We start from the raw sequence: 19,840 nt of genomic DNA on the forward strand, positions 1-19,840 counted from the left end.
GGGACCACGTCGTGGTCGAGGTCGTGGGCATCAGCGAAGTCCGCCCGAGCGCCCAACCACTTCAGCCAGGAGTGGATGGGCGACTGCGCCGGCCACTGATCTGCCTCGAAAGTGACCAGTTTTGGCTCGCATTCGACTTCGATCGGCCTTTTCCTACGCACTGGGCTGCCACCTGGCCTGCGCCGCGGCACGAGCCCTCGAGGTGCGCCTCCCGGCCACGGCCACGACTCGGGCGTCGTCGCTATCGAGCAGCTTCAGCTGCGCCAGGAGCCTCGCAAGGGTGGCGCGCTGGGCACGGGACTCCGACACCAGCGGATGCTCGACGATCTGCCCCATGCTGCCCTTGACCGTGAGCGGGGCGCTGACCAGCGCTTCGTCGATCCGGGCCAGGAGGTCGACGGTGCGAGCTGCGTGCTCGAGCACGAGCACCTCGTCGGGTCGAAGCTCCATCTCGGCGGCCACGGCGCGCCACAAACGACGCCCCCGCGGCCCGAGTCCAGCGGGCGTCGGCTGCGCTTTCCCGCTCATCGGGCACCCGGCCGGGGCTGAAAAACGGGAGCGAAGATGCATGCAAACTGGCTGGCGCTATACGGGACGGCGAGGCGGGTGGCGTCGATCGGGGTCCCCCCCAGGGTGCCTAGGCGGCCTGCGTCGACCGGAGACTTGTGAGGCGACAAGACGCCGGGACTGGAGGTCACCCCAAACTCCTGTGTCATCGGGTGGCGCGTCCGGGGTCGGCGTACGCCCCGGTGCGCGTCTTCATGGCCAGCAGGTCGGCCTGTGCCTTGTTCTGCTCGAACCGACGGGCAGCGTCCGCAGCCTCGGCCTCGCCGAAGATCTGGTCGTACGTGGCGTGTGCGGCCTGGCTGGCTTGCAGCTCGGGGTCCACGCCACGCCCGGTGATCCAGTCGACGACGCGGCGCAGGTAGTCGTTGAGCCCGTCGCTGTCGACTGAGGCGTCAGGATCACGGCCGGATTCCTCGATGAGCTGGAGCACCGCCGCGGGGCGGGGTTCGCTGGCGGCGTAATGCCGGCAGCCGAAGGGCAGCCACATCAGGAACTGTGGGTCCACGCCCGAGGCGGTGAACGGCGGCAGGTCCCAGTTTGTGAACAAGGTAGGCGCCGGGCGCTCCGCCAGTGCCGCCTTGACGATGGTCGGGTTCTTGGCGGTGAAGCCGTCAACAAGCGGGTTACTGGCCCACGGGTCAATCTCCAGCTTGGTCGTGCCCATGCTGCCGACTGGGATCGTGATGGTCGTAAGGCTCATGCTGACTCCTGCTGGTTTCGCTCGATGAGGTAGGCCTCGATGGCGGCTTTGGAGAAGACCCAAGCCCCCCGGGGCGGCTTGTACCCGCCGAGCGAGGTGGCCAGGCGGCGCACATGCACCTCTGAATAGCCGAGCATGTGCGCCACCTCCGATGTGCCGAGCCGCTCCTCCGCCAGTAACGATCCACGAAGCGGCCTTGAGCGAACGTTCGGATGTTCGCCGCGATCGTCTTCGAGGGAGGCGCGCGCGATGTTTGCCACCGTCTTCAGGCCTGCCACTGCCTTCTGCACACGCGGGGAGGGGGCGGTGCCGTTGTCGCGATACGCCGCCTTCATCCCGAGGACCAGGACGGCGAAGAGCTCCCGGGCGGTCGCCCCCCGGATGAGCAGCGTGTCCCCAGCGATCATGACGTCCGGGGCGACGTCCACACGGACCTCTGTGCTCACGAGGCCCTCCTCGCCCGCAAGCTCGGGCACGTACCCAGATCCGCGGTAGCGCGGGAGGTCGCGACAGACCGCGCCACCTCGGCCAGCGTTGAGCCATTGCCCAAGATCATTGGAGGACCCATCTCGGGTCGCCCTCAGCCTCAGGGGCGGCAAGGCGGCGCCGCCGAAGTGGTCGCACCATGTCCGCGTCGCACTCCGGGCAGCCGGTACCCCTCCACGACACGGGCCGGTAGTGGGGGCGGCACCGATAGCGGCCGGCTCCCAGCGTCGGCACGTCGGCGGGCGTCTCCGTGGGGTTCTCCTCGCTCATGCTGCGCTCCTGGGCTTAGGTGAGCGGATACGTCCGCCCCACACGAAATGCTTGATGTGGTCCTCGTCGGCGGCGGCTCCGCACTCCTCCAGGACCGGGCAGGACATGGAGGAGCAGTGCCACGACGCCCATTCGAGGTCGTCGTGGCTGTCGCTCGTCCAGCGAGCCGAACGGCGGCCCTGGCAGGGTGTGGCCTTGTCCCGGGCGGCGAGCTCGGTCAGCGCCAGGAGCAGACGCTCGTTGGCGCTCACGACGTCTCCCGCGCTGTGGCGCTCGAGAACATGGCCGCGTCGCGTCCGTCCTCGAGCAAGGCCGCGATGAACCGCTCAGCCGGGTGCCGGCGCAGATACGTCCGGTGACGAGTCTCTGAGCCGTCCTCGCGGACCCATCGGACGATCCAGACCCGATCCGCTTTGGGCATCAATGGCGCGGGCTTGTCGGTGCCGCTCATGACGGCACCCGTGCTCGTGTGAAGGGTGGTGCAGGGTTAATGCGAACTTTCCCTTTACCCGTACATGCAGGGGGTTTACATAGACCCTTCACCACCCTTCACCGCCCCCCGTTGCGGCGTCCTCATCGAGGACACTGAGACCCTTGCGGCGCATGCCAATCCGCGTCTTGGTGGCCTCGTAGCCGAGGCGGTCGAGTTCCCTGGCGAATGCCTTCTCGGACATCGGTTCGGCGGCGTCCTCGAGCGCCCAGCGCTGCCAGGCGCCATACAGGTCGCGCGTCGATGCCTGCGCCACGGGTGAGGTGAAGCACCGCTCATCCACAAAGCGGGCCACGGCGTCGCTGTCGGCCCGGTAGGCGCCGGTTGCGTGGAGCACTGAGGACGGCTCACGCATGCCGCCGTTGTCCTCGTAGTCGAAGTACCCGCAGATGACCCAAGAGAGCACCGCGTCGGCGTGCAGGGCCAGCCGCTCGGGCAGCGCCGGGTCGCGGTCCTCCACTGGAACCACGACGCCGAACGGGACGACGCGGATGCGTCGCCACACGGCAGGGTCGTTGCCCTTGACCTTCGGCAGGGCGTTGGTGACGTAGAGCAGCTGGTGTGTGGGCTGCCAGGTGACCGGCTCGCGGTACAGCTGTCGGGCTGTGAGCTCGTCTCCCCCGGTAAGGCGCTTCATGGTCGCCTCGTCGAGCTTGCGGCCGTCCTCGGTCTCAGAGCCGATGACCAGCCGTGCCCCGAGGAGCGTCATCATCTCCGGGCCGCCGATGCCGCCTCGGTCGCGGACCATGAGCATGTCGGGATTGATGACCGTCGCGTAGTCGCCCAGAGCGCTGGTCATCGCCCCGTAGGCCGTGCCCTTGCCGTTGGCGCCGCTGCCGATCAAAACGGGGAACAGGTGCTCGCGCACGCGGCCATACACGGCCTGTCCAACGACCCGTTGCAGATAGGCCCGCTCATCATCGTCGGGCAACACCGAGGCCAGGAACCCATCCCAAACGCTGGTGTCGACGTCGGAGTCGTATGCGCCCCGTGTGACCTTCGTGAGCCGGTCTCGCGGGTCGTGCGGACGCAGCGCGCGGGCTCGTAGATCGAGTGTGCCATTGGCGCAGTTGAATAGGTGGGGGGTCGGCGTCGAGATCCCTCACGGTGGCAGCGAACTCGACGAGCGCGGACGCAATGTCGAGCACACCATTGACTCCGGCTGCGGACTCGCACCGAGCCACATCAGCCCGCAGTTGCTTGTCGCCGACAGACTCGGCGAGCGCCTCGGACAGGACGTCGAGCACCGCACGCCGCGCATGCCCCGCATCGTCGACTGCCCACCGCTGACCGTCCCAGACATGCCAGCCGAGACCGTGTACGTGCAGGAGGCGGTCGATGTGCGAGCGCGCGAGCCGGTAGGCCATCCGGACTTGTCCGGAGTGCTGCTCCCCCGAGCCGGACACGGCTCGGCCGTCCTCGTCGTAGCGGTCGGCGCTGACACTGTGCAGGCTCATCAGACCGCCTCCCGCTCGTAGAGGTGGACACGGGAGCCTTCGGCCTCGAGCATCGCCACTGCATCAGGGATGCGCTCGGAGCGCACCTGAAAGCCCCGCAGCCTCGGAGTCCATAGGCCCGGGATGCGGTGCTCGGCGAGCCAGCGCTTGAGCGGACCTCGCAGCAGCCGGTACCTGGGCGAGTCGGTGCGATAGATGGCGACGTGCCGAGTCATGAGCCCACCGCCTCGGCCTGCTGGCGGATGGCGCTTGCCCAGCCCGGACCGTGGTTGGCCGTAGCGGTCGCGACAGCCGTGCCGGCCATGACGGCGGCCTGCTCGTGCAACAACGCGCGAGCCATGTCCTCGGACGCGTGCTGGCGACCTAGGTCATAGCCCTGCCGAAACCCTACGATCCACGCGTGGTGGATAGCGTCTAGGTCGATTACTCTTGAATCGAGGTAGAGGTCAGCGACTGAATCCTCATGTGTCGGCCCGGCTCCCGCGCCGGGCCGCACTTCTTTAGGCGGCGTCATTCGCGTCACCGCTCCTGCGAGCTCGCCGCGCTTGCGCCGACTTCAGGGCGAGTCGGGTGAAGTATGCCTTGCGGAGATGCGCGGCCCGCCGAGGGTCGCCCTGTGCTTGCTCAAGAAACTTCGCATCGAGGGCGGCCCTTGCTGGAGCCGTGCGGGCCGTTCGGTCGACCGTGTTGGCCCACGAGGCGTGTGCCCCTATTCGGCCGAGTAGTGAGAGCTCGGAGTCGCTCATGGCAGTCGTTCCCTTAGAAACGCGAACGCCGGACATCCGACAGGACCCTGATGGTCGTGATCGGTGCCCGGCAACTGCCGTTGAGCCTCGGCCCGGAAGTACCACTCTGGCGGGGGTGGTCTTGCCGTCCTAGCTAGCGTCGTCGTTCTGAATTTGTAAGCCCGAGACTACCGCAACGCTGTGCCAGCACACCGCTCTCACATGGCGTGTCGCAGAGTTACAGTTCCCCCAGGTTGAGGCTTCGAGCCTCGTCGGCGGCGCGGGCGGATGCTTGCGCCTTGGTGTAGCGCATGAGCATGTCGGGCCGGGTCCAGCCGGCGACGGCCATCAGCCCACCTTCGGAGCCTCCCGCGGCCAGCCAGCGGTGCGCCGCGGTGTGGCGCATCTTGTGCGGGTGAAAGCCGACGATCCCGGCCGCGGTCGCGCGCATCCCCAGGGCCTTGTGCAGTGCGTCGTATGTGAAGCCCTTGCCCCGGTCCCCCAGCCACAGAGCCGGGGTGACTGCCAGCCGGTGGTGGGCTCGCAGCCGCAAGTAACGGTCGAGCGCCAACGCGGTGTGCGGCCCGAATGGGACCACCCGGCCCTTGCCGCCCTTGCCCTTGCGGATAACCGCGGTCCCGGCCTGTAGGTCGACGTCGGCGAGCTCGATCGACACCACCTCGCCAGCCCTCGCGCCGGTCTCCAGCATCAGGCGCAGCATGGCCTCGTCGCGCCGGTAGCGCATCGCCTCGGCCGGCGTGGCGCCCTTGGGCGGGGTGCACGCCTTGAGCAGCGCTCTCAGCTCGTCGTCGGTCAGCGGCTCGACGATCTTGGCGTCGAGCTTGGGCGCCTTGATCCCGACGAACGGATCAGCCGGGATCTCGCCTTCCTCGGCGAGCCATGACGTGAAGCGGCGGACGGCCAGCTGGCGGGCGCGGGCGGTCGTGGGCTGGGCTCCCGCCTCGAGCAGGCCAGCCACCCATGCCCGGATGCTGCCCCGCTCCAGGGGCTCGGCCTCGTGCGCTGCACACCATGCCAGATAGGCCCGTGCCCCGTCCGAGTACGTCTTGACAGTCTGCTCGGACTTGCGGTCCGCCCGCAGCGCGAGCAGCCACGAAGGCAGCAGGACACCGAGGTCCGGAGTGACCGCTCGTTTGGGCACGACACGAGCATAGCGCGATATCTGGACTAGGAGCGCTATGCGGTGTAGCGTGTCGCAGGTCAGCAGCCCTTAAAGGCTCCTGACCTGCGGAAACGCTAATGAGCGAGTGGGAACGTCAGTCGAGGTAGTCGCGCAGCACCTGGGAGCGCGACGGGTGACGCAGCTTGCTCATCGTCTTGGACTCGATCTGGCGGATCCGCTCGCGGGTCACGCCGTAGACCTTGCCGATCTCGTCGAGCGTCTTGGGCTGACCGTCGGTGAGGCCGAACCGCATGGACACCACGCCGGCCTCACGCTCGGAGAGCGTGTCGAGCACCGAGTGCAGCTGCTCCTGCAGGAGCGTGAAGCTGACCGCATCGGCCGGCACGACCGCCTCGGAGTCCTCGATGAGGTCACCGAACTCGCTGTCGCCGTCCTCGCCGAGGGGGGTGTGCAGGGAGATCGGCTCGCGACCGTACTTCTGGACCTCGACGACCTTCTCCGGCGTCATGTCGAGCTCCTTGGCGAGCTCCTCCGGGGTGGGCTCGCGACCGAGGTCCTGGAGCATCTGGCGCTGCACGCGGGCCAGCTTGTTGATGACCTCGACCATGTGCACCGGGATGCGGATGGTGCGCGCCTGGTCGGCCATGGCCCGGGTGATCGCCTGACGGATCCACCACGTCGCATACGTCGAGAACTTGTAGCCCTTGGTGTAGTCGAACTTCTCGACCGCACGGATCAGGCCGAGGTTGCCCTCCTGGATCAGGTCGAGGAACAGCATGCCGCGACCGGTGTAGCGCTTGGCCAGCGAGACCACGAGGCGCAGGTTGGCCTCGAGCAGGTGGTTCTTGGCCTTCTTGCCGTCCTGGGCGATCCACCAGAGCTCGCGCTTGAGCTTCATCTCGATCTTGTCGCCGGAGTTGAGCCGCTCCTCGGCGAACAGTCCGGCCTCGATCCGCTTGGCGAGCTCGACCTCCTGCTCGGCGTTGAGCAGCGCGACCTTGCCGATCTGCTTGAGGTAGTCCTTGACCGGGTCAGCGGTGGCACCAGCGGTGACGACCTGCTGGACAGGGGCGTCGTCCTCGTCGTCGTCGCGCAGGACGAAACCGGAACCCTCGTCCTCGTCGTCCTTCTTGTCGTCCTCGGCGTCGTCGTCGACCACGACGTCCTCGAGCTCGGACTCGACGACGTCGGCGGGCTCAGCGGCCACCAGCTCGTCGCCATCGACCTCGCCGTCCACGTCGCCCTCGACGTCGCCCTCAGCGGCGGCCTTGCCCTTGGCCGCCGTCTTCGCGGCCGCCCTCGTGGTCGCGGCCTTCGTCGCGGCGGGGGCAGGATCGCCGGCGGCTGCGGCGGCGGCCTTCTTCGTCGTGGTCGCCTTGGCAGGCGCAGTCTTGCCTGCCGTCGCCTTGGTGGCCGCAGTCTTGCTGGCTGTCGTCTTGGTAGCGGCCGTCTTGCTGGCCGCCTTGGGGTCGCTCCCATCGGCCTTGGCCGCGGTCGCCTTGGGCGCAGCAGTCTTCGGCGCCGCCTTGGCCGCGGGGGCTGCGGTCTTGACGGCGGTCTTGGCGGCCGCCTTCTTGGCCGGAGCCGTGGCCGTCTTCTTGCGGGTGCTGGTGGCAGCCACCGCGCGGGTCGCGGTCGCCGAGTCGAGGGTCACGTGGATGCCCTGCTCGTCCAGGGAACGCAGCACAGCCTTCATCCGCTTCGGCGCGATCTCGGCCCCCTCCAGCGCGTCACGCAGCTGGCCGCTGTCGACGGAGCCGTTGGTACGGCCCTGCTTGAGCAGCTTCTGCAGTGCGGGGTGGGAGAACTCGGGGGGCAGAGACGGTGCGGGGCTCGCAGCCTTCTTGGACACAGGCGACACGGACTACCTTTCGTCGCGGACTCGCGGCACGGCGCACGTCATCACAGCCATGCTTGCGGGGATGTCTGTGACAACAACTGCGGGAGTGGAAGTATTGCCGAGATCGGCTGGGCCGGGCCCTGACGAGATCTCGTTGGTGACATTGTAAAACGAGTTGCCCGCAGAACACGCATTGGTGCACTCCGGACGCGCCTCAGGCGTCGGCCTTGACCGCCAGGACGGGGCAGGACGCGTCGAGCAGGATGCGCTGGGCGTTGGAGCCAAGGATGAGCTTGCCGACGGGGGTGCGACGACGCAGCCCGATGACGATGAACTCGGCGTGCTCCTCCTCGGCCACCGCGATCAGGTCCTCGGCCGGCTCGTTGCCCCGGACGAGCTGACGCACCTCGTGCTCCAGGCCCTCCTGGTCGAGCTCACCCTGGATGCGGTTGAGCTCCGTCTCGAACCGGTGCGCCTCGTCGCCGTCGAAGTCTCGGCCGCCGCGCTGGGAGTTGATGACGATCAGCTTGGACTTGCGCAACAGCGCCTCGTCCGCGGCTCGACGCAGTGCGGCGCGGCCTTCCTTCGTCGGCACATATCCCACAACGATGGCCACGGGGACCTCCTACGTTCAGTTGACCGAGTAGCAGTGCTGACCCGGGTCGACCGGGCACACCGGGCGACGGCAGCCGCTGGGCCGACCGTACCGGAAATCCCCCCGGTCAGGCAGGGCGAGCGAGGACACCGGCCACGATCTGCCCGACCTGCTCGATCTCGATGAGGAAGCCGTCGTGCCCGTAGTCGGAGTGCACGGTGTGCAGGCGAGCTCCCGGGACGGCGTCGACGAGCTCCTGGGACAGCCGCGGCGGGTAGAGCCGGTCGGAGTCGACGGCCACGACGTCCAGCTCGGCGGTGACCCGGGCGAGCGCCCGGGCGACTCCCCCACGGCCGCGGCCGACGTCGTGGGAGTTCATCGCCTCGGTGAGGACGACGTAGGAGTTGGCGTCGAAGCGACCGGCGAGCTTGCCGGCGTGGTGGTCCAGATAGGACTCCACGGCATACCGGCCGTGGCCACCCAGCGGGTCCTCTGCCTGTTGCGGGTCGCGACCGAACCGCTCGTGGAGCTCGAGCTCGCTGCGGTAGGTGACGTGCGCGATCCTGCGCGCGATCCCCAGACCGGTCTCTGGTCCGGCCCCGCGGTCGTAGTAGTCGCCGCCGTGGAAGTCGGCGTCGGCACGGATGGCGAGCAGCTGCGCCTGGCACCAGCCGATCTGCTCCGCAGTGGCGTATGCCGTGCTGGCCAGCACGATGGCACTGGCCACCCGTGTCGGGTGGGTCACGGCCCACTCGATGGCACGCATTCCCCCCATGGAGCCGCCCAGGACCGCGCGCCACCGGTCGATGCCGAGGGCGTCCGCGAGCAGCGCCTCGGTCTGCACCTGGTCGCGCACCGTGACGAACGGGAAGCGACTGCCCCACGGCGCCCCGTCGGTGGCCGGCGAGGCGGGCCCGGTGCTCCCCTGGCAGCCGCCCAGGACGTTGGATGCCACGACGAACCAGCGGTCGGTGTCAAGGGGCCGACCGGGACCGATCAGCCCGTCCCACCAGCCCGGGGTCGGATGACCTGGACCCGGCGGCCCCTCGACGTGGCTGTCCCCGGTGAGGGCGTGCTCGACCAGGATGGCGTTGTCCCCGGCGGCGTTGAGCTCACCCCAGGCCTCGTAGGCGACCCGCACCGCGGGAAGGACTCCCCCACGCTCGAGCTCGACAGCGCCGACGTCCACGAACTGGCGCCGGCCGACGGGGTCACCGTCGCGCCAAGCCCCGGAGGTCGCCCGTGGAGGGGAGGTCGTGGTCATCGGAACTGCTCCTGTGGCGCTCGCGCTTGCCGCCCAGGTCAGGGTCGGCCGGGTCCTCACCCGGGGCACCCCACCGCGAGGAGGGTTGCCGCCCAGCAAGCCGGGGCTTGTCGCTGGGACTCATGACCTGCCCGCCATCATACGAGGGGGACGCTTGCGTGTCCGCGGCGTCCGCACGGTGGACGCGTCAACCGGACAGCAGCTCCGCCGGGGGCAGCTGACCGCGGCCACCGGGGCGCACCCCGAGGTCGAGCATGCGCTCGAGAAGCAGGGCGAGCCGGTACTCAGGGCTCGACCGGAGCGCTCGGTCCAGGCAGGTGCGGGCCAGCGCCCCATCACCCTGCCACCAGGCGAGGTTGGCGAGCACGGTGAGCGCGGGGGCGGCGCGCTCGTCCGGCACCCTCCGAACCAGGGACATGAACCGGGCAAGAAGCCTGCGCCCCGCGACGACGCTGGCCCCGCCCCCGGACCGGTGGTGCCACGTGGGCGCCGGCAGGATGCAGCGCATCGCGTCGAGCAGGTCCGCCGACAAGGACTCGAGGGGCAGCGAGCCCGGGCACAGCCACGCCACCAGCGCGTCGCGCAGCTCGAGGTCCTCGACGCTGCGCACGAGGCGGGAGACCTCGACCGGGCCGAGCTCGGCGATGTCGAGGGCTCCGCCGGTCACGTCGCAGACCACCGCCCAGCCAGCCAGTGCCTGGAGCCGACCGACGGCCTGCGACGGTGCCGGGTAGGGGCGCCGGACCGCGGTCAGCTCCGCCGACACCTGGGCGGCAAGGGCTCGGTCGGCGGCCACGAGGTCGGCAATCGCCGAGCGACCCCTCAGGGGCGAGACCTCGAGCCCGACGTACTCGGCGACCGCGGGGGTGTCGACAGCAGCCTGCACCCGGACCCCGTCGGGTGGGCAGCACGGCTCGGCGCAGTCGATGCCGAACCAGCGCCCGTCGTGGACGACGAGGCGGTCGAGCACGTCCAGGTCGGCCTCGGTCGCGAGTCGGCGCACCACGTCCAGCACGGGCCTGCTCGCCCCGCGCTCGGTCTCGTAGCCGACGAGCATCACGGCTTCGGGCCGATCACGCAGCAGCGGTCCCACCAGGACGAGACCGACCTGCTCGACGTCCTCCGGAGGTGGCAGGTCGATGCGCTCGATGAGCCCGACGCTGCGACCGTGCAGCGCGAGCACCACGATCGAGTCCTGCGGGTGGTACCCGAGCTGGTAGGGCAGGACGGCGACGACGTCCGCCGGGCCGCGCAGTCTGATCTGGCTCATGGGCCAACGCTGGCCGCGGCCCGGCCGTCCCGTCAGCGAGCGGCCGGAACCCTGTGGACGGGTGTCCTCCGGAGGCAGGGCGCGGGGGCGAGGGACGCCGTGACGGCGCCGTATCGGCGCCGTCACGCCGCTGGCGAGGACGTCAGCGGACGACGTTCCCCTGCACGGTCTCGCGCGCGGCGGCCGAACCCGTGCGCTCCCAGGCCAGGAACGACTCGGTCTCGTTGACGACCGTCGCCGCGATCCACGAGACGACCACCGCATCGTCGGCCAGGCCGAAGACCGACAGAGCGAGCTCGGGGACCAGGTCGATGGGCGACACGACGTACGCCACCCCCGCGAGCACCATCATCAGGCGGCCGCGGCTGGTCCCGGCATACTCGCCGCTGAAGGTCGCACGGAACAGCCGGGGCAGGCTCATCAGGCGCTCGCCCATCGCGGGCGATCCCGGACGGGTGGCGGTGCGTACTGCGGTGGCGATGGTGCGCAGGGCACCGAAGCGGGTCTTGGCCATGGTCAGACTCCCGTGGTTGGAGGGCGCAGGCTCCCGGACACCGACGTGGCCCGGACACGGTTCAAACGACGCGACTGCCCCGGTGATTCCCCGGAGCACACCCAGCCTGCGCGAAGGCGGGTGCGCGCGCCACTCAGAGACCCGCCACTCAAAGCCCCGCCACTCAGAGACCTCTGGCCCTCGGGGGGAACTCGTGGCGCGCGTGGTCGGCGATCTTCTTCAGCAGATAGCTGTCCAAGCCGGCTCCCACCACCCCGCCGATGACCGGGACGCCCTTGCCGAAGCGGCTCAACGTCTTCTTCCCCGCGGTCGACAGCAGGCGGAACCCGACCGCCTTGTTGACCACCATCATCGCCGGGCCGGGCAGCCGCTGGGCCGCGAGGTTCGCGAGCCGGCCGGTGGGCGTCACGCCCGCCTTCTTGAGCAGGTCGTCCGCATCCGCACCGACGAGGGTGAGAAGCACGGCCGAGCGGATCTCGGGCTGGTTGATGTCGTAGCCCCGCAGGGACGCGATCGAGGCGACCATCCGGGTCGCGACGACGTAGAACTCGACGACGTTGGCCGGCAGCGCCACCGGCAGCGTCACGAAACCGCCGAGCCCGGTCACGAACCCGCCGGCCGCGGCGAGCTTGAGGTGACCTCGCACGACGGCGTCGACGGCCTCCTCCGAGTCGGGCTTCTCGGCGCGCTTCACGTCGGCGACCTTCTGGGCCGAGTCGAACGGACCCTTCCCGTCGATACCGAGATCGAGGAGGCTCTCGATCAGACCGGTCACGGCTCCGGAGAACATCCCCGAGTCCTCGCGGGGGGCCTGCGCCTGTTCGAGCGCCGAGGTCGGCTTCGCCTCGGCCTCGTCCTTGCCCATTCCGAGAAAGCCCACGTCAGCACCCCTTCGGGTTCGTTGTCGATCGGTCCCGGCCATCCTGCCACGGGGGCCCGTGACCAGCGGGATTAGCCTTGGCACATGGTCGACACCGCAGCCCCCGACACCGCAGCCCCCGACACCGCAGATTCCGACAGCGCAGACTCAGACAGCGCAGACTCGTCCGGCAGCTTCTCCCGCTACGCCCACCCCGAGCGGCTGGTCAGCACGCAGTGGTTGGCCGAGCAGATCGAGGCAGGCGCAGTCGGAGGCCCCGACGGCATCGTCGTCCTGGAGTCCGATGAGGACGTGCTGCTCTACGACACCGGCCACATCCCGGGCTCCCTCAAGCTGGACTGGCACCAGGACCTGAACGACCCGGTGGTCCGTGACTACGTCGACGCGCAGCAGTTCGCTGCCGTGATGTCCGCCCGCGGAGTCGGGCGCGACACGACGGTCGTGCTCTACGGGGACAAGAACAACTGGTGGGCCGCCTACGCCCTGTGGGTGATGAGCCTCTTCGGACACGAGGACGTGCGGCTGCTCGACGGTGGGCGCGCCAAGTGGGCGGCCGAGGGACGCGAGCTGACCCGCGAGGTCCCTGCCGTGCCCACCCTGGCCGGCGACGCGGCATACCCGGTGGTCGAGCGGGACGACGCGCCTATCCGGGCGTTCAAGGAGGACGTGCTCGCCCACCTCGGCGGGCCCCTGGTCGACGTCCGCTCCCCCGGCGAGTACAGCGGCGAGCTGCTGCACATGCCCGACTACCCGCAGGAAGGTGCCATGCGCGGCGGGCACATCCCGGGCGCGAAGTCGGTGCCGTGGGCCCGCGCGGCCAACGAGGACGGCACGTTCAGGTCCCGCGAGGACCTCGAGGCCATCTACCTCCAGGAGCAGGGGCTGTCCCCCGCCGACCCCACGATCGCCTACTGCCGCATCGGTGAGCGCTCGTCCCACACGTGGTTCGTCCTGACGCACCTGCTGGGCTTCGACGACGTCCGCAACTACGACGGCTCCTGGACCGAGTGGGGAAACAGCGTGCGCGTCCCGGTGGAGCAGGGCGCGCCGGCGTGACCGACACCGCCGCGACCGGGTCCGCACCGCTGCCGGCGGCGATGCAGGAGATCGCCGACGACTTCGCGGACCTGCTTGCGCCGCAACGCCTGGAGCTCCTGCTGGAGTTCAGCGAGGGCCTGCCCGAGCTGCCCGAGCGGTATGCCGGCCGGCTGGGTGAGATGGAGCAGGTCCACGAGTGCCAGTCCCCGATCTTCCTCGCGGTGGAGGTCGACGACGAGCCTGCCGACGACCCCGGCGAGCGGGCCGTGCACCTGTTCTTCTCGGCCCCGCAGGAGGCGCCGACCACGCGCGGGTTCGCCGGGATCCTCAGCGAGGGACTCGACGGCCTGACTGCCGCGCAGGTGCTCGCCGTCCCTGAGGACGCGCCGTACCGCTTCTCCCTCGGCGAGGCGGTCTCACCCCTGCGGCTGCGCGGCATGGTCGGGATGCTGAGCCGGATCAAGCGCCAGGTCGCCCTGAGAACCCGCTCCTAGCAACCGATCCCGTCCCATCACGGCGAGGTCGTCGGTCACGGGTGCGAGGATGTGCCCGCCATGCCTGTTGCCCCCCTTGCCTTCGTCGCCACCGCGGACGGTCGCGCCGCGATCGTGGGCGAACACCTCGAGGTGGTCGGCCCGGGCGAGGACCTCGTCCAGCGTGCGGCCGACCTCGAGCAGGCCGGTGACGTGCGGTGGGTCTGGTGGTCGGGCCGGGTGGACGCCACCGCGCTCGTCGCGGCCGGGATCCCGGTGACCCGCTGCTGGGACGTCGCGGAGGCCCACCGGCTGCTCGTGGGCGGCTGGGAGGCGAGCCCACAGGTCGCGTGGGCCGCGGCCCACCGGCTGGACCGTGCGGGCCTGCCCGCGCCGACGCGCGGTGACCTCTTCGACTTCCACACCACCGACTCCTCGTCGGCCCCCATGGCGCTGGGCTCCCCGGGGGGTTACCTCGATCCGGACGCGGGCACTGCCACCTGGCACCCCGACGACGCGACCCTGGTGGCGTGGGCACGAGCTGCCCTGGCGTGCGCGCAGGCCCAGGAGTCAGCCCTCGCGGCCGTCGGCCCGCGGTCGGTGGCAGCAGCCCACTCCGAGTCCGCGGCGGCCTTCCTGTGCCTCGAGCTCGCCCGCGACGGGCTGCCCGTCGACCGGGCGACCGCGGAGCGGCTGATCGCCGACGCAGCAGGTCCGCGCCCCGACGGCGACGCTGACCTACGACGCATCCGAGCCGACCGCGACCGGCGGGTGCTGTCCCACACGCCCGGTCGCGAGTCCACGGACCTGCGAAGCCCGGTGCAGGTCAAGGAGCTCCTCGCGTCCGTCGGGGTCGTCGTGCCCAACACGCGCAAGTGGGTCCTCGAGCCGTTCCGCGACGCCCATCCCGTCGTCGGCGCCCTGCTCGAGTGGCGCCGGGCCGAACGCATCGCCACCACGTACGGCTACCCCTGGCTCGACACGCACGTGGGCCCGGACGACAGACTGCGCGGCGAGTGGACGGCCTGCGACGGGGCCGCCGGCCGGATGACCGCCCAGAACGGCCTCCACAACCTGCCCACGTCCCTGCGCCCCGCCGTGGCCGCGCACCCCGGTCATGTGTTCGTCCGCGCTGACCTCGGCCAGATCGAGCCCCGGGTGCTGGCCGCGGTCTCCGGTGACGAGGCCTTCGCCGCCGCGACCCGGGCCGACGACCTGTACGCACCGGTGGCGGCCGCCCTCGGCGTGGACCGCCCGGTAGCCAAGATCGCCGTCCTCGCGGCGATGTACGGCCAGCGCAGCGGCGCCGCCGGTGAGGCGCTCAAGGACCTCGAGCGCACCTACCCGGTCGCCATGGGATACCTCGATGCCGCGTATGCCGCGGGGTTGCGCCGCGAGCCACTGCGCACCTTCGGCGGTCGGCTCATCCGGCTTGACACCGTCCTTGCCGACGTGGCCGCCGAAGACGCGGCCGCCTCGGACGCCGCGCGCGGCAGGTTCGCCCGCAACGCCGTCATCCAGGGCAGCGCGGCCGAGCTGTTCAAGGCCTGGGCGGCCACGGTCAGGGCCACCACCCGAGACCTCGGGGCACAGATCGTGCTCTGCCTGCACGACGAGCTGCTCGTCCACGTCCCCGAGGAGAACGCCGACGAGACGAAGGCGCGGCTCGAGCGTGCCCTGACCGACAGCGCGCGACGCTGGACCGGGTCGACCCAGGTGCGGTTCGTCGCCGACGCCTCGGTCATCCGGCGGTGGTCAGAAGCGAAGGACTAGCCGTCAATCTCCCTGACCTGCACGGATGAGTGGTTAGGTGGTGCCATGGAATATCACGACGTCAAGCGAGTCGCCAGCAGGGCCTCAGACCACCCGGCCCTCGAGGGCCTCGCCCGCGTGGGGTACGCCACCAGCGGGCTCCTCCACCTGCTGATCGGCTGGATCACCCTCCAGGTCGCGTACGGCGGCGGTGGCAAGAACGCCGACCAGAGCGGGGCGCTCGCGTCCCTCGCCGGCAACGGCCTCGGCAAGGTGCTGCTCTGGGTGAGCGTCGTCGGGTTCCTGGGACTCGCCGTCTGGCAGCTCGCGGACGCCGTCGTCGGACACCCGGGCGACGACAAGGACGCGTGGGGCGGTCGTGCCAAGGCAGTCGGCAAGGCCGTGGTGTACCTCGCGCTCGCCTATTCGGCATTCCGCTTCGCGACCGGCAAGGCCACCAACGGCCGGAGCCAGAGCGTGGACTTCACCGCGAAGCTGCTGGAGAAGCCCGGTGGGCGCACCCTCGTGGTGATCATCGGTCTCGGCGTCGTCGGCGTCGGGCTCTACCACGTCTACAAGGGCTGGAAGATGAAGTTCCTCCAGGACCTCAAGGACCACCCGGGCATGTGGGCGACCCGGGCCGGCCGGTTCGGCTACGTCGCCAAGGGTGTCGCCCTCGTGATCGTCGGGTTCCTCTTCGTGACCGCCGGGATCAACAAGCAGCCCCAGGAGGCCTCCGGGCTCGACGGAGCGCTGAAGTCCCTGCGCGACCAGCCGTTCGGCACCGCGCTGCTCATCCTCATGGCCATCGGCTTCGCCGCGTTCGGGGTCTACAGCTTCTCGCGCGCCAAGCACGCGAAGGTCTGAGCGACCGTCAGAAGGTCCGAGCCACCGTCAGGTGGGGTTGCCCTCGCCTGACGACTCGTCCTCGGCGACGTCGCGCAGGAACTGCTCGAACTCCGCGCCGATCTCGTCCGCCGACGGCAGCTCGCTCACGTCCGTGGCGAGCAGGCTCGGCTTCTGGCGGCCCTCGCTGAAGGTGTCGTACTGGCGCTCCAGTGCGGCGATGACCTGGGACACCTCGTCGGAGCCCTCGATCTCGCGGGCGATCTCGGCCCGGTTCAGGCCGGCCTGGGCGACGAGGTCGTCGATGGGCAGGTTGAGCCCGGTCGCCGCCGTGATCGCGTTGAGCGCCGTCACGGCGCCGTCGGCGAACTCGGCCTGCGCCAGGTAGTGCGGCACGTGCACCGCGAACCCGAGGGCGTCGTGGCCGGACTCCCCCAGCCGCAGCTCGAGCAGGGAGGACAGGCTCGCCGGCACCTCGACGCGCCCGAACGGGTTGTCCTGCAACGGAATCAGCCGCGGGTCTGTGGCGTGGGAGGTGAGCCCGATGGGGCGCGTGTGCGGCACCGCCATGGGAATGCCGTGGGCGCTGACGACGAGGTCGACGCCGAGCAGCACCACGAGCTGGCGCACCGCTTCGGTCATCCGCTCCCACTGGAAGTCGGGCTCGGGCCCGGTCAGCAGGAAGTAGGGCGTTCCGTCGCGGTCGACGAGACGGTGCAACGCCAGGCACGGGTCGTCATAGCTCAGCCAGCGGTTCGCGTCGAAGACCATCGCGGGCCGGCGGCTGCGGTAGTCGACCATCTGGTCGGTGTCGAAGGACGCGACGACGGTGGACTCTCCGGACCCGAGGAGGTGCTCGGTGAGGATCCGCTGCGTGTGGCCGGCGTCCATGAAGCCGCCGAGAGCGACGAGCATGACCGACGCCCGCAGCTCCTGCGGATCGGTGTCGGTCTCGAAGTGGTAGAGCTCGGACGGGTTCAGCACGGCTACTCCAGCGGTTGGTCTCGTGACGTGTTCGACAGTGCCAACGCTTGAGCATGGCAGGGGATTCCGTGCCCCGCCTCCACCATCGTCGGGAGTTTCGCCGACCGGTCTCGAGTGATGCGCGTCACATTCCGGGATTGGCGGAATGGCCGAGGCGGGCGTACGGTTGGATGAAACGAAACAGTTTCGTTCTATCCCGACAGTCCTTTTCATACCGACAGTCGTTCCATCCCGACAGAGGAAGCACCCCGTGACCCCCACGAGCACCACCACCGCCCCCGAGACGCAGGAGTCGGCCGAACCGGCGCGCACCCGCCCCCGGGTCGAGGGTGACCGCGAGCGGGAGATCCTCGAAGCGGCCCTCGTGACGCTGGCCGACGTCGGCTACGACCGGCTCAACTTCGACGCCGTCGCAGGCGCCGCCAAGGCCTCGAAGGCGACGCTGTACCGCCGCTGGCCGGGCAAGGTCGACCTGGTCGTCGACGCGCTCCAGCTCATGATCGGGGTCGAGGCCGACCGCTACCCCGACACGGGCAGCCTGCGGGGAGACCTCATCGCCCAGGCCTGTGCCAAGGGCGGCATCGGGGAGGACCTGCCGCTGCAGGTCTTCGCCGCCCTCCTCGGGTCGCTGCACCGGGACGCCGAGCTGCGCGACGCCATCATGACCCGCCTCATCGGCCCCAAGATGGCGGTCACCCTCAAGACCTTCCGCGCCGCCCAACAGCGCGGGGAGATCGGCAAGGACGCCGATCTGGAGCTGCTGGCGCGACTGCTGCCGGCGATCACCATTCACGATGCGATGTTGACGGGCACCCACCCGTCGCAGGAACGCCTCATCTCCCTGGTGGACAGCGTCGTCCTCCCCGCCTGCGCTGCGACCCTCCAGCGCGACTGACCCACGGCTCCACCCCGCACCACTCACACACAACTCACGCACGACCCACACACCAAGGAACACCCATGTCTTCGACTGCTGTCGTCGAGCCCGTCTCGACTCCGGAACCCGAGGTCGCGTCCAGCGGCAAGGGCCGGCACCTGGGCATCGCCCTGACCGTCATCACGGCCGCCCAGCTCATGGTCGTGCTCGACGGCACGATCGTGAACATCGCGATGCCGCACATCATGGCCGACCTCGGCTTCACCCAGGAGAACCTGTCCTGGGTGGTCACGGCCTACACGCTCGCCTTCGGTGGGCTGCTCCTGCTCGGTGGACGACTGGGTGACCTGTTCGGTCGCCGCAAGGTCTTCATGACCGGGGTGCTCGTCTTCGCCGGTGCCTCCCTGCTCGGCGGCCTCGCCCAGAGCGAGGGCATGCTGCTCGGTGCCCGCGCGCTGCAGGGCATCGGCGCCGCGCTGGCCTCCCCCACCGCCCTCGCGCTGATCACCACCACCTTCCCGGCCGGCCCGGCGCGCAACCGTGCCATGGGCGTGTATGCCGCGATGTCCGGGGCGGGCGCGGCCGTCGGCCTCATCCTCGGTGGCGCGCTCACCGAGATCGACTGGCGCTGGACGATGTTCATCAACGTGCCGATCGGCCTGTTCGTGGCCTTCCTCGCGCCGCGCTTCCTCTCCGAGTCCGAGCGGGGCAAGGGTCGCATCGACGTTCCCGGCGCCATCCTCGGCACGGGTGGGCTGGTGTCCCTCGTCTACGGCCTGACCAACGCGGCCAGCGACTCGTGGACCTCGGCCACCACGCTGACCACCCTCATCGCCGGCGTCGTCCTGCTCGTCTCGTTCGTGGTCGTCGAGACCCGCTCCACCCACGCCCTGCTGCCCATCCGCATCCTGGCCGACCGCACCCGCGGCACGTCCTTCGCGGTGATGCTCATCGTCGGCGCTGCGATGTTCGCGATGTTCTACTTCCTCGGCCTGTACATCCAGCAGGTGCTGGGCTACTCGCCGCTCAAGTCGGGCTTCGCGTTCCTGCCCTTCTCCTTCGGCATCGTGGTCGCCGCCCAGATCGCCTCGACCCTGATGACCAGGGTCGACCCCCGGTGGATCTCCGGCACCGGCACGCTGCTGGCCGCCACCGGCATGTTCGGGTTCGCCCAGCTCGACGTCAACAGCTCCTACACCACGGGCCTGCTCCCCTGGATCGTCGTCCTCGCGGTCGGCATGGGCCTGACGTTCGTGCCGATGACCCTCACGGCCACGGCCGGCGTGGCGGCGGAGGACTCCGGGGTGGCGTCCGCGGTGCTCAACACCATGCAGCAGGTCGGTGGGGCACTGGGTCTGGCCACGCTGAGCACGGTGTTCGCGAACGGTGCCAAGGACCGGGGTGCCGAGCTCGGCGCCGCGCTCCAGGCCAAGGTGGCCTCGGGCACGCTGTCCGCCGACAAGGTCCACGCCGCCCAGCACCAGATCGCCCTGCAGGCGCAGACGTTCGGCTCGAGCCACGCCTACCTCGTGGCCGCATGCATGATCGCCGTCGGCTCGCTCATCACGTTCGGCTTCCTCAACGTCAAGCACGAGTCGCTGTCGTCCGAAGGCCACGAGAACGTCCACCTCGCCTGACCCGATCACCCTCGAAGGCCCCGACCACCCC

Annotated in this window: 22 protein-coding genes and 1 riboswitch; of the genes, 6 read left to right on the top strand and 16 right to left on the bottom strand. The window is 70.1% G+C overall.

What is annotated here, in order from left to right; all coding sequences use genetic code 11:
- Window positions 1–153: 153 nt before the first annotated feature.
- The 15 genes from BJ986_RS01000 to BJ986_RS01065 all read right to left on the bottom strand — a co-directional run bounded on the left by BJ986_RS01000 (window position 154) and on the right by BJ986_RS01065 (window position 12,202).
- The gene (locus BJ986_RS01000) at window positions 154–528 is read right to left on the bottom strand and encodes a hypothetical protein (RefSeq protein WP_179420307.1); all 375 of its coding nucleotides are present in this window, start codon (window positions 526–528) and stop codon (window positions 154–156) included.
- Between the two features lie 184 nt (window positions 529–712).
- Window positions 713–1,231, bottom strand: coding sequence for a hypothetical protein (locus BJ986_RS01005; RefSeq protein ID WP_179420308.1), 519 nt, complete (start codon window positions 1,229–1,231; stop codon window positions 713–715).
- Window positions 1,232–1,263: 32 nt separating this feature from the next.
- Complete coding sequence (locus BJ986_RS01010; RefSeq protein WP_179420309.1) at window positions 1,264–1,713, bottom strand: helix-turn-helix domain-containing protein; 450 nt, start codon at window positions 1,711–1,713, stop codon at window positions 1,264–1,266.
- A gap of 306 nt (window positions 1,714–2,019) precedes the next feature.
- Window positions 2,020–2,274 (bottom strand): hypothetical protein, encoded by a 255-nt coding sequence (locus BJ986_RS01015; RefSeq protein WP_179420310.1) that lies wholly within the window; start codon window positions 2,272–2,274, stop codon window positions 2,020–2,022.
- The gene (locus tag BJ986_RS01020; protein WP_179420311.1) at window positions 2,271–2,474 is read right to left on the bottom strand and encodes a hypothetical protein; all 204 of its coding nucleotides are present in this window, start codon (window positions 2,472–2,474) and stop codon (window positions 2,271–2,273) included. The genes BJ986_RS01015 and BJ986_RS01020 overlap by 4 nt, the downstream gene beginning before the upstream one ends.
- An 88-nt stretch (window positions 2,475–2,562) precedes the next feature.
- Window positions 2,563–3,546: a DNA primase family protein gene (locus BJ986_RS01025; RefSeq protein ID WP_238338136.1), complete on the bottom strand. Its 984-nt coding sequence runs from the start codon at window positions 3,544–3,546 to the stop codon at window positions 2,563–2,565.
- A complete protein-coding gene (locus BJ986_RS16140; RefSeq protein ID WP_337794643.1) occupies window positions 3,431–3,970 on the bottom strand; it encodes a hypothetical protein in 540 nt (179 codons plus the stop codon). Before BJ986_RS16140 ends, BJ986_RS01025 begins: the two co-directional genes overlap by 116 nt.
- On the bottom strand, window positions 3,970–4,185 hold the full coding sequence (locus BJ986_RS01030) for a hypothetical protein (RefSeq protein WP_179420312.1): 216 nt from the start codon (window positions 4,183–4,185) through the stop codon (window positions 3,970–3,972). Before BJ986_RS01030 ends, BJ986_RS16140 begins: the two co-directional genes overlap by 1 nt.
- Before the next feature lie 748 nt (window positions 4,186–4,933).
- On the bottom strand, window positions 4,934–5,857 hold the full coding sequence (locus BJ986_RS01035; protein ID WP_337794644.1) for a tyrosine-type recombinase/integrase: 924 nt from the start codon (window positions 5,855–5,857) through the stop codon (window positions 4,934–4,936).
- A 115-nt stretch (window positions 5,858–5,972) separates the two neighbouring features.
- Window positions 5,973–7,700 (bottom strand): RNA polymerase sigma factor, encoded by a 1,728-nt coding sequence (locus tag BJ986_RS01040; RefSeq protein ID WP_420372031.1) that lies wholly within the window; start codon window positions 7,698–7,700, stop codon window positions 5,973–5,975.
- A gap of 193 nt (window positions 7,701–7,893) precedes the next feature.
- Window positions 7,894–8,295, bottom strand: coding sequence for a universal stress protein (locus BJ986_RS01045; protein ID WP_179420313.1), 402 nt, complete (start codon window positions 8,293–8,295; stop codon window positions 7,894–7,896).
- 106 nt (window positions 8,296–8,401) lie between these two features.
- Window positions 8,402–9,538, bottom strand: coding sequence for a homoserine O-acetyltransferase MetX (gene metX / locus BJ986_RS01050; RefSeq protein ID WP_179420314.1), 1,137 nt, complete (start codon window positions 9,536–9,538; stop codon window positions 8,402–8,404).
- A gap of 17 nt (window positions 9,539–9,555) precedes the next feature.
- Window positions 9,556–9,666, bottom strand: a riboswitch (SAM riboswitch).
- Window positions 9,667–9,725: 59 nt separating this feature from the next.
- Window positions 9,726–10,808, bottom strand: coding sequence for a DUF4192 domain-containing protein (locus BJ986_RS01055; RefSeq protein WP_179420315.1), 1,083 nt, complete (start codon window positions 10,806–10,808; stop codon window positions 9,726–9,728).
- Between the two features lie 142 nt (window positions 10,809–10,950).
- On the bottom strand, window positions 10,951–11,322 hold the full coding sequence (locus BJ986_RS01060; RefSeq protein WP_179420316.1) for a YkvA family protein: 372 nt from the start codon (window positions 11,320–11,322) through the stop codon (window positions 10,951–10,953).
- A gap of 163 nt (window positions 11,323–11,485) precedes the next feature.
- A complete protein-coding gene (locus BJ986_RS01065) occupies window positions 11,486–12,202 on the bottom strand; it encodes an EcsC family protein (RefSeq protein ID WP_337794645.1) in 717 nt (238 codons plus the stop codon).
- A gap of 84 nt (window positions 12,203–12,286) precedes the next feature.
- Here BJ986_RS01065 and BJ986_RS01070 point away from each other — a divergent pair, with 84 nt between their 5' ends.
- The 4 genes from BJ986_RS01070 to BJ986_RS01085 are packed head-to-tail and all read left to right on the top strand — an operon-like array spanning window position 12,287 to window position 16,332.
- Window positions 12,287–13,258 carry a sulfurtransferase gene (locus tag BJ986_RS01070; RefSeq protein WP_179420317.1) on the top strand — a complete coding sequence of 324 codons (972 nt, stop codon included), beginning with the start codon at window positions 12,287–12,289 and terminating at the stop codon, window positions 13,256–13,258.
- Window positions 13,259–13,299: 41 nt separating this feature from the next.
- Window positions 13,300–13,734, top strand: a complete 435-nt coding sequence (locus tag BJ986_RS01075; RefSeq protein WP_179423353.1) for a SufE family protein — start codon at window positions 13,300–13,302, stop codon at window positions 13,732–13,734.
- A gap of 60 nt (window positions 13,735–13,794) precedes the next feature.
- On the top strand, window positions 13,795–15,486 hold the full coding sequence (locus tag BJ986_RS01080; protein ID WP_179420318.1) for a DNA polymerase: 1,692 nt from the start codon (window positions 13,795–13,797) through the stop codon (window positions 15,484–15,486).
- A gap of 45 nt (window positions 15,487–15,531) precedes the next feature.
- Window positions 15,532–16,332: a DUF1206 domain-containing protein gene (locus BJ986_RS01085; RefSeq protein WP_179420319.1), complete on the top strand. Its 801-nt coding sequence runs from the start codon at window positions 15,532–15,534 to the stop codon at window positions 16,330–16,332.
- Between the two features lie 27 nt (window positions 16,333–16,359).
- On the opposite strand, the gene BJ986_RS01090 is transcribed toward BJ986_RS01085, so the two are convergent.
- Window positions 16,360–17,295: a PAC2 family protein gene (locus BJ986_RS01090; protein ID WP_179420320.1), complete on the bottom strand. Its 936-nt coding sequence runs from the start codon at window positions 17,293–17,295 to the stop codon at window positions 16,360–16,362.
- A gap of 250 nt (window positions 17,296–17,545) precedes the next feature.
- Here BJ986_RS01090 and BJ986_RS01095 point away from each other — a divergent pair, with 250 nt between their 5' ends.
- Together BJ986_RS01095 and BJ986_RS01100 are read left to right on the top strand one after the other, a co-directional pair.
- Window positions 17,546–18,190: a TetR/AcrR family transcriptional regulator gene (locus BJ986_RS01095; protein ID WP_337794646.1), complete on the top strand. Its 645-nt coding sequence runs from the start codon at window positions 17,546–17,548 to the stop codon at window positions 18,188–18,190.
- A 65-nt stretch (window positions 18,191–18,255) separates the two neighbouring features.
- Window positions 18,256–19,809 carry an MFS transporter gene (locus tag BJ986_RS01100; RefSeq protein WP_179420322.1) on the top strand — a complete coding sequence of 518 codons (1,554 nt, stop codon included), beginning with the start codon at window positions 18,256–18,258 and terminating at the stop codon, window positions 19,807–19,809.
- Window positions 19,810–19,840: the final 31 nt, after the last annotated feature.

It is taken from the genome of Pedococcus badiiscoriae, from assembly GCF_013408925.1.
GTDB lineage: Bacteria > Actinomycetota > Actinomycetes > Actinomycetales > Dermatophilaceae > Pedococcus > Pedococcus badiiscoriae.

Coding starts and splice junctions, on each gene's coding strand:
- BJ986_RS01060 (WP_179420316.1), bottom strand. CDS start 11,322: ATGGCCAAGACCCGCTTCGGTGCCCTGCGCACCATCGCCACCGCAGTA.
- BJ986_RS01070 (WP_179420317.1), top strand. CDS start 12,287: ATGGTCGACACCGCAGCCCCCGACACCGCAGCCCCCGACACCGCAGAT.
- metX (WP_179420314.1), bottom strand. CDS start 9,538: ATGACCACGACCTCCCCTCCACGGGCGACCTCCGGGGCTTGGCGCGAC.
- BJ986_RS01000 (WP_179420307.1), bottom strand. CDS start 528: ATGAGCGGGAAAGCGCAGCCGACGCCCGCTGGACTCGGGCCGCGGGGG.
- BJ986_RS01030 (WP_179420312.1), bottom strand. CDS start 4,185: ATGACTCGGCACGTCGCCATCTATCGCACCGACTCGCCCAGGTACCGG.
- BJ986_RS01020 (WP_179420311.1), bottom strand. CDS start 2,474: ATGAGCGGCACCGACAAGCCCGCGCCATTGATGCCCAAAGCGGATCGG.
- BJ986_RS01100 (WP_179420322.1), top strand. CDS start 18,256: ATGTCTTCGACTGCTGTCGTCGAGCCCGTCTCGACTCCGGAACCCGAG.
- BJ986_RS01080 (WP_179420318.1), top strand. CDS start 13,795: ATGCCTGTTGCCCCCCTTGCCTTCGTCGCCACCGCGGACGGTCGCGCC.
- BJ986_RS01005 (WP_179420308.1), bottom strand. CDS start 1,231: ATGGGCACGACCAAGCTGGAGATTGACCCGTGGGCCAGTAACCCGCTT.
- BJ986_RS01085 (WP_179420319.1), top strand. CDS start 15,532: ATGGAATATCACGACGTCAAGCGAGTCGCCAGCAGGGCCTCAGACCAC.
- BJ986_RS01075 (WP_179423353.1), top strand. CDS start 13,300: ATGCAGGAGATCGCCGACGACTTCGCGGACCTGCTTGCGCCGCAACGC.
- BJ986_RS16140 (WP_337794643.1), bottom strand. CDS start 3,970: ATGAGCCTGCACAGTGTCAGCGCCGACCGCTACGACGAGGACGGCCGA.
- BJ986_RS01055 (WP_179420315.1), bottom strand. CDS start 10,808: ATGAGCCAGATCAGACTGCGCGGCCCGGCGGACGTCGTCGCCGTCCTG.